This is a genomic window from Streptomyces sp. NPDC046887 (genome assembly GCF_040644755.1).
GTDB lineage: Bacteria > Actinomycetota > Actinomycetes > Streptomycetales > Streptomycetaceae > Streptomyces > Streptomyces lichenis.
In genome coordinates this window covers 1-20245 of sequence record NZ_JBEYXH010000022.1, presented here as the reverse complement: position 1 = coordinate 20245, position 20245 = coordinate 1, and the positions used below count along the sequence as shown (strand labels likewise).

The 20245-nt window shown below is 70.7% G+C and carries 16 protein-coding genes; 10 read left to right on the top strand and 6 right to left on the bottom strand.

The features are described 5' to 3' along the window. Positions 1–10: 10 nt before the first annotated feature. The 4 genes from ABZ945_RS20655 to eccCa form a co-directional block, all read right to left on the bottom strand. The gene (locus ABZ945_RS20655; RefSeq protein WP_361271377.1) at positions 11–634 is read right to left on the bottom strand and encodes a hypothetical protein; all 624 of its coding nucleotides are present in this window, start codon (positions 632–634) and stop codon (positions 11–13) included. Positions 635–677: 43 nt separating this feature from the next. Further along, positions 678–2963, bottom strand: coding sequence for a DUF6571 family protein (locus ABZ945_RS20650; RefSeq protein ID WP_361271374.1), 2286 nt, complete (start codon positions 2961–2963; stop codon positions 678–680). A gap of 11 nt (positions 2964–2974) precedes the next feature. Further along, the gene (locus ABZ945_RS20645; protein WP_361271372.1) at positions 2975–3469 is read right to left on the bottom strand and encodes a hypothetical protein; all 495 of its coding nucleotides are present in this window, start codon (positions 3467–3469) and stop codon (positions 2975–2977) included. A gap of 119 nt (positions 3470–3588) precedes the next feature. Next, positions 3589–7578, bottom strand: a complete 3990-nt coding sequence (gene eccCa, locus ABZ945_RS20640) for a type VII secretion protein EccCa (protein WP_361271369.1) — start codon at positions 7576–7578, stop codon at positions 3589–3591. Positions 7579–7893: 315 nt separating this feature from the next. Between eccCa and eccD the strand changes: the two genes are divergently transcribed. The 6 genes from eccD (at position 7894) to ABZ945_RS20610 (ending at position 15048) form a co-directional block, all read left to right on the top strand. After that, positions 7894–9396, top strand: coding sequence for a type VII secretion integral membrane protein EccD (gene eccD, locus ABZ945_RS20635; RefSeq protein WP_361271367.1), 1503 nt, complete (start codon positions 7894–7896; stop codon positions 9394–9396). Between the two features lie 171 nt (positions 9397–9567). Continuing rightward, positions 9568–9858, top strand: a complete 291-nt coding sequence (rpsO, locus tag ABZ945_RS20630) for a 30S ribosomal protein S15 (protein WP_248636225.1) — start codon at positions 9568–9570, stop codon at positions 9856–9858. A gap of 333 nt (positions 9859–10191) precedes the next feature. Then, on the top strand, positions 10192–12414 hold the full coding sequence (locus ABZ945_RS20625) for a polyribonucleotide nucleotidyltransferase (RefSeq protein WP_361271363.1): 2223 nt from the start codon (positions 10192–10194) through the stop codon (positions 12412–12414). Continuing rightward, a complete protein-coding gene (locus tag ABZ945_RS20620) occupies positions 12411–13790 on the top strand; it encodes a pitrilysin family protein (protein ID WP_361271360.1) in 1380 nt (459 codons plus the stop codon). The genes ABZ945_RS20625 and ABZ945_RS20620 overlap by 4 nt, the downstream gene beginning before the upstream one ends. A gap of 38 nt (positions 13791–13828) precedes the next feature. Next, positions 13829–14584, top strand: coding sequence for a 4-hydroxy-tetrahydrodipicolinate reductase (gene dapB, locus ABZ945_RS20615; protein ID WP_361271357.1), 756 nt, complete (start codon positions 13829–13831; stop codon positions 14582–14584). A gap of 8 nt (positions 14585–14592) precedes the next feature. Next, positions 14593–15048 carry a hypothetical protein gene (locus ABZ945_RS20610; protein WP_361271354.1) on the top strand — a complete coding sequence of 152 codons (456 nt, stop codon included), beginning with the start codon at positions 14593–14595 and terminating at the stop codon, positions 15046–15048. A gap of 87 nt (positions 15049–15135) precedes the next feature. On the opposite strand, the gene ABZ945_RS20605 is transcribed toward ABZ945_RS20610, so the two are convergent. Together ABZ945_RS20605 and ABZ945_RS20600 are read right to left on the bottom strand one after the other, a co-directional pair. Next, a complete protein-coding gene (locus ABZ945_RS20605; protein ID WP_361271351.1) occupies positions 15136–15687 on the bottom strand; it encodes a hypothetical protein in 552 nt (183 codons plus the stop codon). Positions 15688–15789: 102 nt separating this feature from the next. After that, positions 15790–16056, bottom strand: coding sequence for a hypothetical protein (locus ABZ945_RS20600; RefSeq protein WP_361271348.1), 267 nt, complete (start codon positions 16054–16056; stop codon positions 15790–15792). Positions 16057–16284: 228 nt separating this feature from the next. Between ABZ945_RS20600 and thyX the strand changes: the two genes are divergently transcribed. From thyX to ABZ945_RS20580, 4 genes are all read left to right on the top strand, one after another. Continuing rightward, entirely contained in the window at positions 16285–17028 is a 744-nt protein-coding gene (thyX, locus tag ABZ945_RS20595; protein ID WP_361271347.1) for an FAD-dependent thymidylate synthase, read from the top strand. Between the two features lie 205 nt (positions 17029–17233). Then, positions 17234–18133 (top strand): 4-hydroxy-tetrahydrodipicolinate synthase, encoded by a 900-nt coding sequence (gene dapA / locus ABZ945_RS20590; protein WP_361271345.1) that lies wholly within the window; start codon positions 17234–17236, stop codon positions 18131–18133. Between the two features lie 197 nt (positions 18134–18330). Then, positions 18331–20016 carry a ribonuclease J gene (locus ABZ945_RS20585; protein WP_361271342.1) on the top strand — a complete coding sequence of 562 codons (1686 nt, stop codon included), beginning with the start codon at positions 18331–18333 and terminating at the stop codon, positions 20014–20016. A gap of 66 nt (positions 20017–20082) precedes the next feature. Next, a complete protein-coding gene (locus tag ABZ945_RS20580) occupies positions 20083–20208 on the top strand; it encodes a hypothetical protein (protein ID WP_361271339.1) in 126 nt (41 codons plus the stop codon). Positions 20209–20245 lie beyond the last annotated feature (37 nt).

The following is a 20245-nucleotide window of genomic DNA, read 5'->3' as shown; positions in this document are numbered from 1 at the left end:
GGCGCGTCAGTCAGTTGCTCCGAGTGAGCCGCGGCGCCGAGTCAGGGAGCTTCGACGGAAGGTCGCACCGGGCGTCCCGGTGGGCGTAGTGCGCCGCACTGACGGCCAGGTCGGCCAGGCTCTGCCGAAGGGCTGCGCTTGCCGGCCGCTCGTACTCCCGAAGGTAGACACCCACCTGAAGCCCCTGAGGGCCGAGCGCCGCCTGCTTCGTTGACAGGCACGGCACGTTGACGGCCGCTTGCCCGTCCCCCACCACCGCCAGAGTCCCGGCCGTGAACGTCTGGGTGTCGTCAGAACCGTGGATGAGTACCTCGTCGATCCAGTCCTGCCTGGCCGGTTCGTAGTCCGTGAACTCGGCCGTGGAGTACAGCAGGACCGACCCATCCGCCGAACGCACATCGCATCCCAACCGATAGCCGACCCAACTGCCGCCGACGCTTCGAGGCCCGTTGCCGCTTCGGCTGAAGGAGTACTCCGGCCGATCCGGCAACACAGTGTCGAGTGCCGGCAAGGCGTTCGACGCATCGCCGAAAGGAGCACAGACCTCGCCTGCGGTGATCTCCGCGCGCCGCTCGAAGGGCGGCAGGCCCCATGCGTACAGCACGCCCGTTGTCAGCGCCGCAACTGTCAGCACGACCACCAGCGTGACGTGTACCTTTCTTGGACGAGCCACGTCCCTACTCCTTCTTCTTGTCGAGTTCACGTGGCAATCCCTGGCCATCCATGTGCGTGCTGACGCTCGCGTGAGCGTTGACGAAGCCTCTTTCTGCTGCTGTGCCTACGCCGGACACAATGTCTGACGCGGGGTTCCCAGCGTGCTCGGCTGCCTTCTGCGCGGCTGATTCAAGGAGGTTGTAGGTGGATTCCTGAGTATCCGAGATCTCCTTGCCGTTGCGGTAGATGACCTCGTCCGAGCTGTCCTTCATCAGGCCTTCGGTCAACGCGCTGAGAATCTCGTCGGCGGCGGTGCCCGCAACTCCACCAGCCACCAAACCTCCCGGTCCGACGGTGGGAGTGGTCACGACGCCGATACCGATGCCGATCCCCGAACTGATCCATGTGCTGGCTGTCTCGAGCCCATCATTGAATTTCTTGTCCGCCTCGCCGCCCTCGACCTCGTTGGCGTATGCCCGCCCAGCTCCGATCGTGCCTTGAACCTCGCCGCTCGTTTCCGCGATCTTATGGATGGTTTCCTTGAGTGATTCGCGGTTTGTGAGTGCTGGATCCTCGAAGTGGGCTTGAGGGTGTGCGAAGTGGTATTGCATCAGATTGGCAGTGTAGCTATGTTGCCCGACGCTGACCGCCGCGTATCCTTCCGGATTCTGGCCGACTGTGTACAAGAATCTCGTCAGGTCATGAGTGTCCAGCTTGGCCGTTTCACCGGAGGCGGGGAAGAGAAGGGGCTCATGCACCTTTCCTGCGTGCAGCCCCCGGTGCACATCCGGCATGTACTCCGCCGTGATCCGCCCCAGGCTGTCCGACATGTAGCCGTTGTTCAGGAGGCGGTCAGGAACCTGGGAGACCGAGGTGACGATGCTCTCGACCAGGCGGGCCTGTTCGCGGCTGTGCGCCGGAGTGTCGGTGGTGGGCATCTCCCCCGCTCCGTGACCGGTCGCGGCCGCCTCCAGGGCGAGCGCGAGGTTGTTGCGGCCCTCGATGCTGTCCTCGCCCTTGGTGTCCACCTCCGGCGGCCAGTGCCGTTCCTCGAACAGGTACTGGAAGTTGCTCAGACCCACCTTCCCCTTGAAGGTGTCTCCGTCCGTGTCCCTCTCGAACTCGTGGTCATCGTCCTTCGTCAGGAACGGCTCGTTGAAGAACTCCGCGCCGGCGCCCGGGTTGTTGGAGAGAGCCTTCAGGTATCCGACGAGAGGGTCCGAGCCGCTGTCCGTGCCGGTCCGGTTGAGGGAGGGGCCCATGTGGGCCGGAGACATCCAGGCCGCGTGCCGTCCGTTGTCGCTCGCCTCCTTCTCCACCTTCATCAGCGCCCGGCCGTAGTCGTTCAGGAAAGTGTCGTCGTAGTCGCCCCAGCGCATGAGGTTGCTCATCACCTGGAACCCGCGGGTGAACCCGTACTGCCCCACGGGCTGGCCGCCCAAGTCGGTCATCTCGCGCTTCCACTTCGCCATCTCCGGCGTGTCCGCCTGGGATGCCGCGGCAAGGGTGAGACCGAGGTGCTTCTGCAGGTCGTCGAACTGGTCGCGGCGGCCGGTCGCAAGGTCGCGGTCGATGCCCCGGTCATTGACGCCGGCCCAGAACTCGAGCACCCCCTTCGCCCCCAGTTGCTCGGCGAAGCGCTCGGCGAAGAGCTGGTCTCCCGAGTTCTCGGCCAGACCCGCGTTGAGTTGGTCGAATTCGTCGACAGTGAGGTCGTCGAGGTCCTTGGCGGCCACCTTGGCGAGCTTCTCGGCGGTCCGGATCGCTGCTGCCGCGCTGTCGCGGTCCTTGTACTTCGCGTCGGTGAACCCGTAGTCCGTGAGGTCCACCAGGGCTTTGAGCGAGGTGGCCGCCGTGGAGTCGATCTCCGTGGCCTTGTCGATGATGACCAGGAGCTCGTCCCGCAGCGTGTCGACTTGCTTCTGGGCGACGTCCTTGGCGCCCGGGTCGGCCTCCACGGTGAACCCGTGCCCGTGCACCTTGACGGTGATCCGCTGGCCGCGCCCTCGCTCGACAGCCTCCCTGAGAAGCCTCTGCTGGGCCTTCAGCTCGTCACGGGTGTCCTGGAGAATGTCGCGTATCGAAGTGGCCTGGGTGTGGGCGTCGGCGAACTCTCCCGCCGTCTTGCCGATGAACTCCCGAGAGACCGCGGCGTTGTACCCGGCCCAGTTCGCCTTGTCGGCCATTCCCTTCAGGCCCTTGTGCGCGTCCCGCTCCAGGTTCTTGAGCTTCGCCAGCATGCTCGTCCAGTCGGTGACCGTGTCATCGAGCTTCGCGAAGTTGGCGGAGTGAAGTGATTCGAAGTCCACAGGCCGGCCTCTCAGTCCTTCTTCTTTTCCTGCTCACCGTGGACTGGGCTCTTGTCACCCCGGGCCGCCCAGGACTCGGCGAAGCCCGCGTCGAGAGTCTGGATGCTGCTCACATGGCGTTCGATGTGGTACTCGTCGCCCTGATGGGCGTTCTTGGTGAAGTCCATGTGGTTGGAGATGAGAGCGCAGGCGTCCATGAGGGTGCCCAACTGGCGGTCCCAGCGGGTGGCGACATGCCGGAGCGCGCCACCCAGCGCGAGTCCCTCACCGGACAACGCGCTTCCGCAGTCATCCGTGTCCGCGACGCGTGCTTCCTTCCACAGCCGGTTGTACAGCCCGAACGCCTCGTTCCCGATCGCCGCCAGATCCTTCTGGGAAACGGCCAGGTCACCCACGGGCGCCCCGGCGTTCGGCAAGTCCTCCGGCGGCAACTGGTTCAGCTGCATATGTGTCGAGCTTCTCTCAGCCGCTGCGGCCTTCAACTGCTCCCACTCGTCCCAGGCCACCAGCCCGGCTCCTTCCCCAGCACCCTCCGGCGCGCTTCGCGTTTCGTCGAAACCTATGGAACGGCGAGTCGTGGCTGCAAGACCGGCTGCCGGCAGCGCCCGGCCCACCCTCAGCCGTGTCACCCCCCGTCCTCCACCGGCGGCATCAGCCCCGTCTGCACCAGCGGGTTGCCGCGCTGGCGGGAGACGAAGACGCCGCGGCCGGCCGGCATCGGGCGCATCCGGACGCCGCCGAGGATCTCGCCCTCCTGGGGGTCGCCGGAGAGCAGCACGCCCACCGCGCCGAGCTCGGTCATCCGCTGGACGAAGGGCTCATAGGTGGCGCGGCTGGCGCCGGCGGCGTTGCGGGCGATGATGAAGCGCACCCCGACGTCCCGGGCGAAGGGCAGGTGCTCGGTGAGCTTGGCCAGCGGGTTGCCGCCCGACGTGGACACCAGGTCGTAGTCGTCCACCACCACGAACACCGTCGGGCCCCGCCACCAGCTGCGCTCCCGCAGTTGCCGCGCGGTGACGTCGGCCGAGGGGGTGCGGCGGCGCATCAGGTCGTGCAGGGCGTCGACATGGTGCTCCATCGCGTTGGACATCGGCACGTACTCGGCCAGGTGCGAGGCGGGGGTGACGTCCAGCAGGGCGCGGCGGTTGTCGATGACGAAGAACTTGCAGGAGTCGCCGTCGTACCGCTCACTGAGCTGCTTGATCAGCAGCCGCAGCAGATTGGACTTGCCCGACTCCGCGTCGCCGAAGACCAGCAGGAACGGATCGCGCTCGAAGTCGGCGAACACCGGCTCCAGGGAGTTCTCGTCGATACCGAGGGCCACCCCGCGCTCCGGGGCCGCCGAGCCCGCCGGGAGCAGCCGGGCCGGCAGCTCGCGGGGGAGCAGCCGTACCTCGGGCGCGCCGGGGACCGTCCAGTGCCGGGCGCACTCGCGGGCCATCGCCGCGGTGGCGTCGGAGAGCTCGCTGCCGGAGGCCACGCCGTCGATCCGCGGGACGGCCGCCATGAAGTGCAGCTTTTCGGGGGTCAGGCCGCGGCCGGGGACCCCGCCCGGCACGTTGACGGCCACCTTGCGGTCCAGCTCGGAGTCCATGGTGTCGCCGAGCCGCAGCTCCAGCCGGTTCATCAGATGGTCCTTGAGGTTGGCCCGGACCTCCATCGAGCGTGAGGCGGTGAGCACCACATGGATGCCGTAGCCGAGGCCGCGCGCGGCGATGTCGACCACGATCGGCTCCAGGCCCTCGTACTCGGTGCGGAAGGCGCCCCAGCCGTCCACGACCAGGAAGACATCGCCCCAGGGCTGGTCGGAGACGGGGATCTCGCCGCTGGCCCGCAGCCGCCGGAAGGTGGCGATGGAGTCCACCCCGGCGCTGCGGAAGTACTCCTCGCGCCGGCTCAGCACCCCGTACACCTCGGCCACCGTGCGGCGCACCCGCTCCGGGTCCAGCCGGGAGGCCACCCCGCCGACATGGGGCAGCCCGGAGAGCGAGGCCATACCGCCGCCGCCGAAGTCCAGCCCGTAGAACTGCACCTCGTGCGGGGTGTGGGTGAGGGCGAAGGCCGACACCAGCGTCCGCAGCAGGGTGGACTTGCCGGACTGCGGGCCGCCCACGATCTGCATATGCCCGGCCGCCCCGGAGAAGTCCCGGTACAGCGTCTCGCGCCGCTGCTCGAACGGCTTGTCGACCACGCCCAGCGGTACGACGAGCCGCCCGGCCCCCTCGTAACCGGGCCGCGTCAGCCCCCGGCCCGGCACTGCGGCCAGCCCCGGCAGCAGCTCGTCCAGCGGCGGCGGGTTGTCCAGCGGCGGCAGCCACACCTGGTGCGCCTCCGCGCCGCGGCCCTCCAGCCGCCGTACCACCACATCCAGCACCGTGTCCGTCAGCGCCTCGTCCTCGCCGGAGCGCTGCCCGGGCACCCGGGGCCGCTCGGCGGGCGGGACATGGCGCACCGCCACCGGGGCGGCCGTGAACAGCACCGGCCGGCGGTCCACCGGCAGCGGGCCGCCCGGCGCCCTCTCGCCCCGGTCCTGGCGGTACGGCCCGGAGACATACGCCGCCTTGAACCGCACCATCTCGTCGGTGCCGTACTTCAGGAACCCCGAACCGGGCACGTTCGGCAGCTCATAGGCGTCCGGCACCCCCAGCGCGGCCCGCGACTCCGCCGCCGAGAAGGTCCGCAGACCGATCCGGTACGAGAGGTAGGTCTCCAGACCGCGCAGCCGGCCCTCCTCCAACCGCTGCGAGGCCAGCAGCAGATGGACGCCGAGCGACCGGCCGATCCGGCCGATCTGCACGAACATGTCGATGAAGTCCGGCTTGGCGGTCAGCAGTTCGCTGAACTCGTCGATGACCAGGACCAGGGAGGGGATCGGTTGCAGCGGGGCCCCGGCGGCCCGGGCCTTCTCGTAGTCGTGGATGTTGGCGAAGTTGCCCGCGTCGCGCAGCAGTTCCTGGCGCCGGTTCAGCTCACCGCGGATGGAGTCGCCCATCCGGTCCACCAGGGTCAGATCGTCCGCCAGGTTGGTGATCACCGCCGCCACATGTGGCAGCTGCGACATCCCGGCGAAGGTCGCGCCGCCCTTGAAGTCCGCCAGGACGAAGTTCAGCGTCTCGGAGGAGTGCGTCACCGCCAGCCCCAGCACCAGGGTGCGCAGCAGCTCCGACTTGCCCGAACCGGTCGCGCCCACACACAGCCCGTGCGGGCCCATGCCCTCCTGCGCCGCCTCCTTCAGGTCCAGCATCACCGGCGCGCCGTCCTCGCCGACCCCGATCGGCACCCGCAGCCGCTCCGAACGCGACCGGGGCCGCCAGGTGCGGGCCACCTCCACCGAGGCCGCGTCCCCGAGGTTCAGCAGATCGGTGAAGTCCAGGTTGGCCAGCAGCGGTTCGTCGTCGTTCGCCCCGCCCGACGCCATCCGCAGCGGCGCCAGCTGGCGGGCCAGCGTCTCGGCCGCCGGGAGGGTCAACCGGTCCGGAACCCCCTCGTATACGGTGTCCCGCCCCGCCTCCAGCCGCAGCGTGCCCTCGCGTACGAGGAGCGACAGGCCACCGCCGCGTGCCCCGCCGGCCGCCGCCTCATCCGCCGCGACCTGGAGCACCGTCACTCCCTGCAAGCCCTCCGACGGGGCCAGCGCGGACATGGGGGAGAGGTACTGCCCGTCCAGCACCACGACCAGATGCGGCTGGTCCGCGACCGGCGCCCCACCGGGCGTGAACCGCGGCCGGCCCTCCAGCCACCCGCCCAGCAGCTCCTCCAACTCCCGTACGCCGGTGGTGATCAGCCGCCGCGAACCGGCGCCGTCACCCTCCCCGGGCGCCTGCGCGTGCGGCAGCCACTTGGCGAACTCCCAGTGCGGCGCCTCGGCCGGCCCGGCCGCCACCGCGATCACCAGGTCGTCGGGGGAGTGCAGCGCGGCCAGCGAGCACACCATGGCCCGGGCCACCGCGCGTACCGCCTCCGCCTCGCCACCCACCGTCAGCTGGGGGAAGGCGCGCAGCGACACCGCCACCGGTAGGCCGTCCACCATCCCGTGGGCGTCCACGAACTGCCGCAGCGCGCTCGCCGTCAACGGCTCCAGCTCGTCCACCGGACCGGTCTCCGGGGCGAGCAGCGGGGTGGCGAGCTGCTGCCCGCCCAGCCCGACCCGTACCTGGCCGAAGTCGTCGTCGCCGGTCCGCCGCTCCCACACCCGGCTGCCCTCGGCCACCAGCGCCCACAACTGCTCCGGCGCCGGGTGCAGATAGAACTGCCCGTCCCGCTGCAACCGCGCCGTACGCCGCACCGCCCGCCGGGTCTTGGCCAGATACGACAGGTAGTCGCGGCGCAGATCGGCCAGTTCGCCCTGGGTGCCGCGCCGGTAGCGGACCATCATCGCGATCGCCATCCCCACCGTGGAGGCGATCATCACCATGCCCATGATCCGCATCACGGGATTGGGCGTCATGAAGAAGAAGACCACCGAGCCGCCCATGCCGAGCGTCGGCAGCAGCTGCATCAGCATGCCCTCCTGCTGCCCTCGGGGCAGCTCCGGAGGCGGTTGCAGCTGCACCGGCTCGTCGGGCACCTCCGACGGCAGGGTCCGCGGTGGGCGCTTCACGACGATTTGACTCACAGCTCACCAATTCCCTTGGCGTACGGAAACGTTCGTATCGGCGCCCCCGTGGCGACGGGCTCCGTGCGCGGCAAGGGATCCTACTTGTGCGGCCGGTCGAGGCGGAGCGATAGGGTGACGCCCGGCGCCGGCGCCGGTGCGCCTGTGAACCGGGCAAAGGGATGCGCGGGACAGGGACGAGACCGGCCAGTCCGTTGCGCACGACCAGCCGCCCCCGCTCAACCGGTGACGCCCGCCCGACCGGTGACGCCGGGCCGACGGTGACGCCGGCGACGGAGCGGTCGGCCCGCACCACACGACGAGGGGAAGCAGCAGGTGAGCACCACCGCCTCAGCCGCGGCCGCCGCACCAGGCCGGCCGGCCGCGGCGGCACCGTCCGGCGGGACCGGCTTCTGCCGGATCACCGTCGTCGCGCCCGACGGCCGCGTCGACCTCGCCCTGCCCGACGACGCCCCCGTCGCCGACCTCTACCCCGAGGTGCTGCGGCTCTCCGGCCAGAGCCCCGCCCCCGGCGCCCCGGTCGGCTACCACCTGGTGCGCCGCGACGGCACCGTGCTCGACTCGGCCCGCTCGCTCACCGCCCAGCGCGTCCTCGACGGCGAACTGCTCTTCCTGCGGCCGTTCGCCGAATCGCTGCCGCCCGCGGTGTTCGACGATGTCTCCGACGCCGTCGCCTCCGCCGTCGCCCGCGACCGCACCCTCTGGTCCGACGCGCTGATGCGCGGCGCGGGCCTCTTCGGCGGCGCGGTGCTGCTGGTCCTGCTCGCCTTCGTGCTGTGGACCTCCGCCCCTCGGCACGACACCCACGGCCTGCCCGGCATCCTGGCCGGCACCGCCGCCGTGCTGCTGCTGTCGCTCGCCGGGGTACGGGCCCGGGTCTACGCCGACCGCGGCTCCGCCGTCGCCTTCGGTATCGGAGCCCTGGCCAACGCCGCCGTCGCAGGCGCCGGACTGCTGCCGCTCGCCGCCGGGCAGGGCATCGGCCGCCTCCAGGCGCTGCTGGCCCTGGCCGCGGTCCTGCTGGCCGCCGTGCTGCTGATGGTGCTGGCCCCCGGCGGCGACAGCCCCTTCGTCGCCTTCGCGTTCGCCGCCGCGCTCGGCGCCCTGGCCGTCTTCACCGCCATCCTCACCGGACTGACCCCCGCCGAGGGCGCCGCCCTCTGCGCCCCGGTCGCCGCCGGCGCCCTCGCCTTCCTGCCCGGCCTCTCCACCCGGTTCGCCCGCCTCCCGATCGGCTTCGAACCGCCCCGCCCCTCCTACGGCGGCGGCTACGGGGACGGCGAGCCGCCCGCCCCGGTGGACGCCGAGAAGATCGCCGCCCAGGCCCGGCGCGGACACGAACTGCTGGTCGGCCTGGTCGGCGGCTGCGCCCTGCTTGCCGTCGGCGCCGCCGCGGTGCTCGGCTTCTCCGACGGCCTCTGGCCCCGGCTGCTGGCCCTGGCCACCGGCGCGGCGATGATGATGCGCGCCCACCTCTTCCGCTACACCGCCCAGGTCGGCTGCGCGCTGGCCTCCGGCCTCGCCGCCCTGGTCGTCCTGGGCCTGGGCCTCTGCCTCAACCCGCCGGCCGGGCTCCTCGCGGCCGCGCTGCGCGGCGACGGCGGGCCGCTGGCACTGCGTACGGTGTGGCTGAGCGCCGCCGTCGCCGCGGTCGCCGCCCTGATCACCGCCATCGGGCTGATCGTGCCGCGCGCCGGGGTCACCCCCTTCTGGGGCCGCTTCCTGGAGATCGCCGAGGCCTTCGTCCTGCTCACCCTGGCCCCGCTGGCCCTTGCCGTCTTCGGCGTCTACCACTCCATCCGGGCACTGACCTCCTGACGGTGGAGGCCGCTCCCGGGGCTGGTACGCTGTGTGACGGCCGTTTGTGTACGCGCTCCCGGTTCACCTGGGAGCAGCGCCCATCGGACCTTCGCCCGTCGAGTCACGGAAGCTCCCCCGAGATCAGCCTCGGGGCACTCGCGGGCGCTCGAACCACCTCAAGGAGTACGCGTGTCTCTCGACGCCGCCGTGAAGAAGCAGATCATCTCCGAGTTCGGCACCAAGGAGGGCGACACCGGCTCCCCCGAGGTCCAGGTCGCGATGCTCTCGCGCCGCATCTCGGACCTCACCGAGCACCTCAAGACCCACAAGCACGACCACCACTCCCGCCGTGGTCTGCTGATCCTGGTCGGCCAGCGCCGCCGTCTGCTGCAGTACCTGGCCAAGAAGGACATCCAGCGCTTCCGTGCCCTGGTCGACCGCCTCGGCATCCGCCGCGGTGCGGCCGGCGGCGCCAAGTAAGGACGCCGTGAAGGGAGCGGTTCCCGATTCCAGGGGGCCGCTCCCTTCGCCGTACGTGCGCGGTGTCACTCCGGCTTTGTAGGCTGGAGACGACAACAGAACACCGCGCGACGAAAAGCCCCGTGCCCTCGCACGGAGAAGGCCCCCCGCCGCCGGTCCTCGGTAGTGGCCCCCGGGAGCACGCCCCCGGGTGCTTCGATCGAAGACCGGCCCGCACAGACGGCACTTCTCCGCCCCGTCCCCGCCGCACGGGCGCCCGGGCCCACCGGAAGGGCCCGAGCGGGGACGAAAAGACGCGAAGCAAAGACGACAACGTAAACGGAGAAACCACTGGTGGAGAACGAGACCCACTACGCCGAGGCCGTCATCGACAACGGCGCCTTCGGCACCCGCACCATCCGCTTCGAGACCGGCCGGCTGGCCCGCCAGGCCGCCGGGTCCGCCGTGGCCTACCTGGACGACGACACCATGGTGCTGTCGGCCACCACCGCCTCGAAGAAGCCCAAGGACCAGCTCGACTTCTTCCCCCTGACGGTGGACGTCGAGGAGCGGATGTACGCGGCCGGCAAGATCCCCGGCTCCTTCTTCCGCCGGGAGGGCCGCCCCTCCGAGGACGCCATCCTCACCTGCCGCCTGATCGACCGCCCGCTGCGCCCGTCCTTCAAGAAGGGCCTGCGCAACGAGATCCAGGTCGTCGAGACGATCATGGCGCTCAACCCCGACCACCTCTACGACGTGGTCGCCATCAACGCCGCCTCCTGCTCCACGCAGCTGGCCGGCCTGCCCTTCTCCGGCCCGATCGGCGGCACCCGGGTCGCCCTGATCAAGGGCCAGTGGGTCGCCTTCCCGACCCACACCGAGCTGGAGGACGCCGTCTTCGACATGGTCGTCGCCGGCCGTGTCCTGGAGGACGGCGACGTCGCGATCATGATGGTCGAGGCCGAGGCCACCGACCAGACGATCCAGCTGGTCAAGGGCGGTGCCGAGGCCCCCACCGAGGAGGTCGTCGCCGCCGGCCTGGAGGCCGCCAAGCCCTTCATCAAGGTGCTCTGCAAGGCCCAGTCCGACCTCGCCGCCAAGGCCGCCAAGCCCACCGGCGAGTTCCCGGTCTTCCTCGACTACGAGGACGACGTGCTGGAGGCTCTGACCGCCGCCGTGAAGACGGAGCTGGCCCAGGCGCTCACCATCGGCGGCAAGCAGGACCGCGAGGCCGAGCTGGACCGCGTCAAGGCGCTCGCCGCCGAGAAGCTGCTCCCGAAGTTCGAGGGCCGCGAGAAGGAGATCTCCGCCGCCTACCGCTCGCTGACCAAGTCCCTGGTGCGCGAGCGCGTCATCAAGGACAAGGTCCGCATCGACGGCCGCGGCGTCACCGACATCCGCACCCTGGCCGCCGAGGTCGAGGCCATCCCGCGGGTGCACGGCTCCGCCCTGTTCGAGCGCGGTGAGACCCAGATCCTGGGCGTCACCACCCTCAACATGCTCCGCATGGAGCAGCAGCTGGACACCCTCTCCCCGGTGACCCGCAAGCGCTACATGCACAACTACAACTTCCCGCCGTACTCCACCGGCGAGACCGGCCGCGTCGGCTCCCCCAAGCGCCGCGAGATCGGCCACGGCGCTCTCGCCGAGCGCGCCCTGCTGCCGGTGCTGCCGACGCGCGAGGAGTTCCCCTACGCGATCCGCCAGGTGTCCGAGGCTCTCGGCTCCAACGGCTCGACGTCCATGGGCTCCGTCTGCGCCTCCACCATGTCCCTGCTGAACGCCGGTGTGCCGCTCAAGGCCCCGGTCGCCGGCATCGCCATGGGCCTGATCTCCCAGGAGATCGACGGCGAGACGCACTACGTCACCCTCACCGACATCCTCGGTGCGGAGGACGCCTTCGGCGACATGGACTTCAAGGTCGCCGGCACGAAGGAGTTCGTCACCGCCCTCCAGCTCGACACCAAGCTGGACGGCATCCCGGCCTCCGTCCTGGCCGCGGCCCTCAAGCAGGCCCGCGACGCCCGCCTCCACATCCTCGACGTGATGATGGAAGCGATCGACACCCCGGACGAGATGTCCCCCAACGCCCCGCGGATCATCACCGTCAAGATCCCCGTGGACAAGATCGGCGAGGTCATCGGCCCCAAGGGCAAGATGATCAACCAGATCCAGGAGGACACCGGCGCCGAGATCACCATCGAGGACGACGGCACCATCTACATCGGTGCCGCCGACGGACCGGCCGCCGAGGCCGCCCGCGCCACGATCAACGGCATCGCCAACCCGACCATGCCGGAGGTCGGCGAGCGCTACCTGGGCACGGTCGTCAAGACCACCACCTTCGGTGCGTTCGTCTCCCTGATGCCCGGCAAGGACGGTCTGCTGCACATCTCGCAGATCCGCAAGCTCGCCGGCGGCAAGCGCGTGGAGAACGTCGAGGACGTGCTCGCGGTCGGCGCCAAGGTGCAGGTGGAGATCGCCGAGATCGACCAGCGCGGCAAGCTCTCCCTGATCCCCGTCCTCGCGGACGAGGACGGCTCCGACGACGACACGAAGGCCGACGCCGACAAGTGACGTCCCGCAGCCTCAAGACGACGGCCCGCACCTCCACGGAGGCGCGGGCCGTCGCCCGTACCCAAACGCTCCTCAAGGGCCAGGGCGGCATCGGCACCGTCCGCCGCACCACCCTCCCCGGTGGGCTGCGGGTGATCACCGAGACCCTGCCCTCCGTCCGCTCCGCCACCTTCGGCATCTGGGCGCACGTCGGCTCCCGCGACGAGACGCCCGCCCTCGGCGGCGCCACCCACTACCTGGAGCACCTCCTCTTCAAGGGCACCGCCACCCGCAGCGCCCTGGACATCTCCTCCGCCATCGACGCCGTCGGCGGCGAGATGAACGCCTTCACGGCGAAGGAGTACACCTGCTACTACGCGCGGGTGCTCGACACCGACCTGCCGCTCGCCATCGACGTGGTCTGCGACATGCTCACCGGCTCGCTGATCCGCCAGGAGGACGTGGACGCCGAGCGCGGCGTCATCCTGGAGGAGATCGCGATGACCGAGGACGACCCGGGGGACGTCGTCCACGACCTGTTCGCCAAGACCATGTTCGGCGACACCCCGCTCGGCCGCCCCGTGCTCGGCACCGTCGACACCATCGAGGCGCTGGACGCCGCGCGCATCCGGCGCTTCTACGCCAAGCACTACGACCCCACCCACCTGGTGGTCGCCGCCGCGGGCAACGTCGACCACGCCGACGTGGTACGCCGGGTCCGCCGCGCCTTCGACAAGGCCGGCGCCCTGGCCCGTACCGACGCCGCCCCGCTCGCCCCGCGCTCCGGCACCCGCGCCCTGCGCACCGCCGGCCGGGTCGAGGTCATCGGCCGCAAGACCGAGCAGACCCATCTGGTCCTCGGCGTCCCCGGGCTGCCCCGCACCGACGAGCGCCGCTGGGCGCTGAGCGTGCTCAACACCGCGCTCGGCGGCGGTATGTCCTCCCGCCTCTTCCAGGAGGTACGGGAGAAGCGGGGCCTGGCCTACAGCGTCTACTCGTACACCTCGGGCTTCGCCGACTGCGGCCTGTTCGGCGTGTACGCGGGGTGCCGGCCCAGCCAGGTCCACGACGTGCTCAAGATCTGCCGCGCCGAGCTGGACCGGGTCGCCGCCGAGGGCCTGCCCGAGGACGAGATCGCCCGCGCCATCGGCCAGCTCAAGGGCTCCACCGTGCTCGGCCTGGAGGACACCGGCGCCCTGATGAACCGCATCGGTAAGAGCGAGCTGTGCTGGGGCGACCACATGTCGGTCGACGACATGCTGGCCAAGATCGCCGCGGTCACCCCCGACGACATCCGGGACGTGGCCGCCGACCTGCTGACCCGGCGCCCCTCGCTGTCGGTGATCGGCCCGCTGAAGGACAAGCAGGCCGACCGCCTCCACCAGGCCGTCGCCTGAGTACCCCTGATCACTGTCGTACCGATCACTGGAGAGACATGAGCAGCAAGCTGCGGGTCGCCGTCCTCGGCGCCAAGGGCCGCATCGGCTCCGAGGCGGTCCGCGCCGTCGAGGCCGCCGAGGACCTGGAGCTGGTGGCCGCCCTCGGCCGCAGCGACAGCCTGGACGCCCTCGACGGCAGCGGCGCCCAGGTGGCCGTCGAGCTGACCACCCCCGACTCGGTGATGGCCAACCTCGACTACTGCGTCGGCCGCGGCATCCACGCCGTGGTCGGCACCACCGGCTGGACCGAGGAGCGCCTGGCCACCCTCACCGGATGGTTGGAGAAGTCCCCCGGCACCGGGGTGCTGATCGCCCCGAACTTCTCCATCGGCGCGGTCCTCACCATGAGGTTCGCCCAGCTCGCCGCCCCGTACTTCGAGTCCGTGGAGGTCGTGGAGCTGCACCACCCCAACAAGGTGGACGCCCCCTCCGGCACCGCCGCCCGCACCGCCCAGCTGATCGCCGCCGCCCGCGCCGAGGCCGGCTCCGCCCCCCAGCCGGACGCCACCGCCACCGCCCTGGACGGCGCCCGCGGCGCCGACGTGGACGGCGTACGGGTGCACTCGGTACGGCTGCGCGGGCTGCTCGCCCACCAGGAGGTGCTGCTCGGCGGCGAGGGCGAGACCCTCACCGTCCGGCACGACTCGCTGCACCACTCCAGCTTCATGCCGGGCATCCTGCTGGGCGCCCGCAGGGTCGGCTCCGCGCCGGGCCTCACCTTCGGGCTGGAACACTTCCTGGACCTGGGCTGACACCGGACATGCGCGCCAAGATCAGTTACCTCGTCACGGCTGCCGTCCTGGCCGTCTTCTTCGTCCTGGTCGGCGGCCGTGCCGTCGCCCTCATCGGCGTCGGCACCCCCATCGCCGTCGCCATAGGGATCGCGGCCCTGACGATGCCGCTGATCGGCGTCTGGTTCCTCTGGCAGAACACCCGGTTCGTCACCCGCGCCAACAAGCTCGCCGCCGAGCTGGAGGCCGAGGGCGGGCTGCCCGTCGACGAACTGGCCCGCACCCCCGGCGGCCGGATCGACCGCGATTCGGCCGACGCCGTCTTCGCCCGCCGCCGCGCCGAGACCGAGGACGCGCCGGGCGACTGGCGCTGCTGGTTCCGGCTCGCCATCGCCTACCAGGACGCCCGCGACACCCCGCGGGCCCGCAAGGCCATGCAGCGCGCCATCGCCCTGCACGACGGACGCCGCCCGGCCGCCTCCTGAGAGAGGCGCACCGGACGGCGTCCGTGGCGTGTTCCCGCGTACGGTGTCAGCGGGCCGCGGCGTTCTCCGCGTTCTCCGCGTACGAGGTCAGTGGGCCGCGGCGTACTCCGCGTTCCAGGCCTCCACCGTGTCGGCGGCCCGGTCGAAGGCCTCCACCCGGGACAGGAAGTCCGCGCTGTGGTCGGTCAGCAGCACCACCTGGTCACCCGCGCCGTTCGGTACGAGGACCAGGGCCTGGCCCTGCACGGTCCTCGGCAGCCCGAGCCACCGCACCGGCTGCTGCACCGTGCGCACCGCCTTGGCCCGGGACCACGGCAGAGTGGTGGTCCGCAGGAACCCGACCCGCCGCACCCCGTGCCGACTCACCCAGGTGCCCATCCGCAGCAGCCGCAGCGCCGCGAGCACCACCAGGGAGGCCGCCGCCAGGCAGGCCGCCGCGGCCGTGCCCGCCGCGGCGAACGCGATGATCACCGTGGCCAGCAGCATGAACGAGGCCAGCAGCAGCGCCAGCGCCGCCGCCCCGACCCGCCAGGGGCCGGGGCGGTACGGGCGGCGCCACTGGTCGTGGTCGTCGAACGGGAGCGCGACGTCCTCACCGGCGTCAAAACCGCGGTCGGCCGTCAGAAAGGGCAGGGGCACGACTGATCCTCACTCATACACACGCTCGATGGGGCTTGTGCCGGGTGAGGCTACCCAGCCCTTCCGCGACCGGCCACTCCAGGGTGGCCGCCGAGGGAGGGATCAGCGTCCCTGGGATGCCTCGGACTGCTGACTGTGCCCGGTGGTCCCCGGGCCCGCTTCCATGGCCGGCAGACCGAAGAGCAGCGACCCGACGAGACCGGCCACCACCGTCAGCCCGACCAGCGTACGGCTCGCCACCTGCGAAAGACTCGGACGCTGCCGCGCCGGAGGGGTGACATTGCTGCGGAAGCGATCGGCCTCCGCGACGAACTGGAACGGGACGGCCTCGCTGCGGGGGCTACCCAGCGGCAGCTGGGAGGAAGTCATGGGTGAACACTCCTTGCGATCGGTGCCTCGTGTGGCGAACTCCGCCACCGCGCTCAACCGGTCAGACGCACGGCACGGCTGTTCGGTGCCCGATTGCCCGATATCAATCCGAACATGTGTCGATCGGACCGAACGGGACGGGGGTGACCCGGCGCCACCCGGCACCCCGCCGGATCGTTAGGCTGGGCACCTCCCCTCATGACCGGAAGTGACCGGAAGGACCCCCGCGTGCCCGCCTCCCCCGCCGAACCCCCGAAGAAGCCCGACTTCCGCGGTGATGTCACCGTCGACCTGGTGCGCAGCGCCGCCGGCGACTCCGACGTCCTGTGGGCGGCCCGGGTCTCCACGGCCGGCGAGCAGTCCCTGGAGGAGCTGACCAAGGACCCCGAGCGCTCCAAGGGCCTGATCAACTACCTGATGCGGGACCGGCACGGCAGCCCCTTCGAGCACAACTCGATGACCTTCTTCATCAGCGCCCCGATCTTCGTCTTCCGCGAGTTCATGCGGCACCGTGTGGGCTGGTCTTACAACGAGGAATCCGGCCGCTACCGGGAGCTCCAGCCGGTCTTCTACGTGCCGGACGCCTCCCGCAAGCTCGTCCAGCAGGGCCGCCCCGGCAAGTACGTCTTCGTCGAGGGCACCGAGGACCAGCACCGCACGGTCACCGAGGCGATGGAGGAGTCCTACGTCCAGGCGTACGCGGCGTACCAGCGGATGCTCGCCGACGGCGTCGCCCGCGAGGTGGCCCGCTCCGTCCTGCCCGTCGGCCTCTACTCCTCGATGTACGCCACCTGCAACGCGCGCTCGCTGATGCACTTCCTGGGGCTGCGCACCCAGCACGAACTGGCCAAGGTGCCGTCGTTCCCGCAGCGGGAGATCGAGATGGTGGGCGAGAAGATGGAGGAGCACTGGGCCCGGCTGATGCCGCTGACCCACGCCGCCTTCAACGCCAACGGGCGCGTCGCACCCTGACCGCCCCGGCGCACGCCGGAGCGGTCGCACGGGCGTTCCACCACCCACCCGATGTGTCCGGATTGCGGCGCTTTGAGAAGTTCATCTAGGCTGATCAAACGGACCCGGCACTGCCTGAACCCCCGAGCAGGCAGTGCCGGGCTCCACCGTCCGCAACGTCCCCCGAGGGGACCCCGCGCGCTGAGCAGCGAGTAGCGTGTTACCCATGGCTCCGATCTCCACTCCGCAGACCCCCTTCGGACGGGTCCTCACCGCCATGGTCACGCCCTTCACGGCGGACGGCGCACTCGACCTCGACGGCGCGCAGCGGCTCGCCGCCCACCTGGTGGACGCAGGCAACGACGGCCTGGTCGTCAACGGCACCACCGGCGAGTCCCCGACCACCAGCGACGCGGAGAAAGACCAGCTCGTACGGGCGGTCCTGGAAGCGGTCGGCGACCGCGCCCACGTCGTCGCCGGCATCGGCACCAACGACACCCGCCACTCCGTCGAGCTTGCCCGCACCGCCGAACGCGCCGGCGCGCACGGCCTGCTCGCGGTCACGCCGTACTACAACAAGCCCCCGCAGGAGGGCCTGTACCGGCACTTCTCGGCCATCGCCGACGCCACCGGCCTCCCCGTGATGCTCTACGACATCCCCGGCCGCAGCGGCGTCCCCATCGACACCGAGACCATCGTCCGGCTCGCCGCCCACCCGCGGATCGTCGCCAACAAGGACGCCAAGGGCGACCTCGGCCGCGCCAGCTGGGCCATCGCCCGCTCCGGCCTCGCCTGGTACTCCGGCGACGACATGCTCAACCTGCCGCTGCTCTCGGTCGGCGCCGTCGGCTTCGTCTCCGTGGTCGGCCATGTCGTCACCCCCGAGCTGCGCGCCCTGCTGGAGGCCCACCTGGCCGGCGACGTCCAGAAGGCCACCGAGGTCCACCAGCGGCTGCTGCCCGTCTTCACCGGCATGTTCCGCACCCAGGGCGTCATCACCACCAAGGCCGCCCTCGCCCTCCAGGGCCACCCGGCCGGGCCGCTGCGGCTCCCGCTGGTCGAGCTCAGCCCCGAGGAGACCGAGCAGCTCAAGATCGATCTGGGCGCCGGCGGGGTACAGCTCTAGACAGGGGCGTCATCCCCGCAGACTTCACAACTGAAGATCCACAATCGAACACGCACCACCGCACAGACGCACCACCGCACACCGACAGCCGAACACACATCACGCAGACGCTGACGAACACCGACAGCACGTGCACGAATGTCACGCGCGCCACGTGCCCGTAGAAGGCACGTGGCGCGCGTGGTGAGGAGAGTCTTTTGAGTCATCCGCATCCCGAACTGGGCGCACCCCCGAAGCTCGCCAAGGGTGGCCTGCGCGTCACCCCGCTCGGCGGTCTCGGCGAGATCGGCCGGAACATGACCGTCTTCGAGTTCGACGGCCGGCTGCTGATCGTCGACTGCGGCGTCCTCTTCCCCGAGGAGGAGCAGCCCGGCATCGACCTGATCCTGCCCGACTTCACCAGCATCAAGGACCGCCTGGACAAGGTCGAGGGCATCGTCCTCACCCACGGCCACGAGGACCACATCGGCGGCGTCCCCTACCTGCTGCGCCTCAAGCCCGACATCCCGCTGATCGGCTCCAAGCTGACCCTCGCCCTGATCGAGGCCAAGCTCCAGGAGCACCGCATCCGCCCGTACACCCTGGAGGTGGCCGAGGGCGACCGCGAGCGGCTGGGCCCCTTCGACTGCGAGTTCGTCGCGGTCAACCACTCCATCCCGGACGCCCTGGCCGTCGCCATCCGCACCCCCGCGGGCATGGTGGTGCACACCGGCGACTTCAAGATGGACCAGCTGCCGCTGGACAACCGGCTGACCGACCTGCACTCCTTCGCCCGCCTCAGCGAGGAGGGCATCGATCTGCTGCTGTCGGACTCCACCAACGCCGAGGTGCCGGGCTTCACCCCGCACGAGCGCGACATCTCCAACGTCATGCGTACGGTGTTCGCCGGGGCCCGCAAGCGGATCATCGTGGCCAGCTTCGCCAGCCACGTCCACCGCATCCAGCAGATCCTGGACGCCGCCCACGAGTACGGGCGCCGCGTCGCCTTCGTCGGCCGCTCCATGGTCCGCAACATGGGCATCGCCCGCGACCTCGGCTACCTCCGGGTGCCGGCCGGTCTCGTGGTGGACGTCCGCGCGCTGGACGACCTGCCCGACGAGGAGGTGGTGCTCGTCTGCACCGGCTCCCAGGGCGAGCCGATGGCGGCCCTCTCCCGGATGGCCAACCGCGACCACCAGATCCGGATCGTCCAGGGCGACACCGTGATTTTGGCGTCCTCCCTGATCCCCGGCAACGAGAACGCGGTCTACCGGGTCATCAACGGCCTCACCCGCTGGGGCGCCAACGTCGTCCACAAGGGCAACGCCAAGGTCCATGTCTCCGGGCACGCCTCGGCCGGCGAGCTGCTGTACTTCTACAACATCTGCCGCCCGCGGAACCTGATGCCGGTCCACGGCGAATGGCGCCATCTGCGGGCCAACGCCGAGCTGGGCGCCCTGACCGGCGTCCCCAAGGACCGGATCGTCATCGCCGAGGACGGCGTGGTCGTCGACCTGATCGACGGCAAGGCCAAGATCACCGGCAAGGTGCAGGCCGGGTACGTCTACGTGGACGGGCTCTCCGTCGGCGACGTGACCGAGTCCTCCCTCAAGGACCGCCGCATCCTCGGCGACGAGGGCATCATCTCGGTCTTCGTGGTCGTGGACTCCACCACCGGCAAGATCACCGGCGGCCCGCACATCCACGCCCGCGGCTCCGGTATCGAGGACAACGCCTTCGACGCGGTGGTCCCCCGGATCCAGGACGCCCTGTCCCGCTCGGCCGCCGACGGCGTCGCCGAGCCCCACCAGCTCCAGCAGCTGATCCGCCGCACTGTCGGCAAGTGGGTCTCGGACACCTACCGGCGCCGGCCGATGATCCTCCCCGTGGTGGTCGAGGTCTGATCCGTCCGGATTCACCCTGATCCGCGACTGACCTACGACCGATCTGTAGAGGGTGCTGGTGACGGTGTGGTAGATCGGCGCGGCGTAGAGCTCGCCGTCCTGGGTCATGGCGGCCAGCGCGGTGGGGCGGAAGGCGGCGCGGGCCTTGCCGAGATGACCCCCATCCTGGCCAAGGCCGTCGCCGGCAAGTAAGCCGACCGGCGTCCGGGCGTACCGCCATACACCCGGC

Bases quoted from the DNA above. Each gene is read 5' to 3' on its own strand.
- dapB (WP_361271357.1), top strand. From the start codon at position 13,829: ATGAGCAGCAAGCTGCGGGTCGCCGTCCTCGGCGCCAAGGGCCGCATC.
- ABZ945_RS20610 (WP_361271354.1), top strand. From the start codon at position 14,593: ATGCGCGCCAAGATCAGTTACCTCGTCACGGCTGCCGTCCTGGCCGTC.
- ABZ945_RS20600 (WP_361271348.1), bottom strand. From the start codon at position 16,056: ATGACTTCCTCCCAGCTGCCGCTGGGTAGCCCCCGCAGCGAGGCCGTC.
- dapA (WP_361271345.1), top strand. From the start codon at position 17,234: ATGGCTCCGATCTCCACTCCGCAGACCCCCTTCGGACGGGTCCTCACC.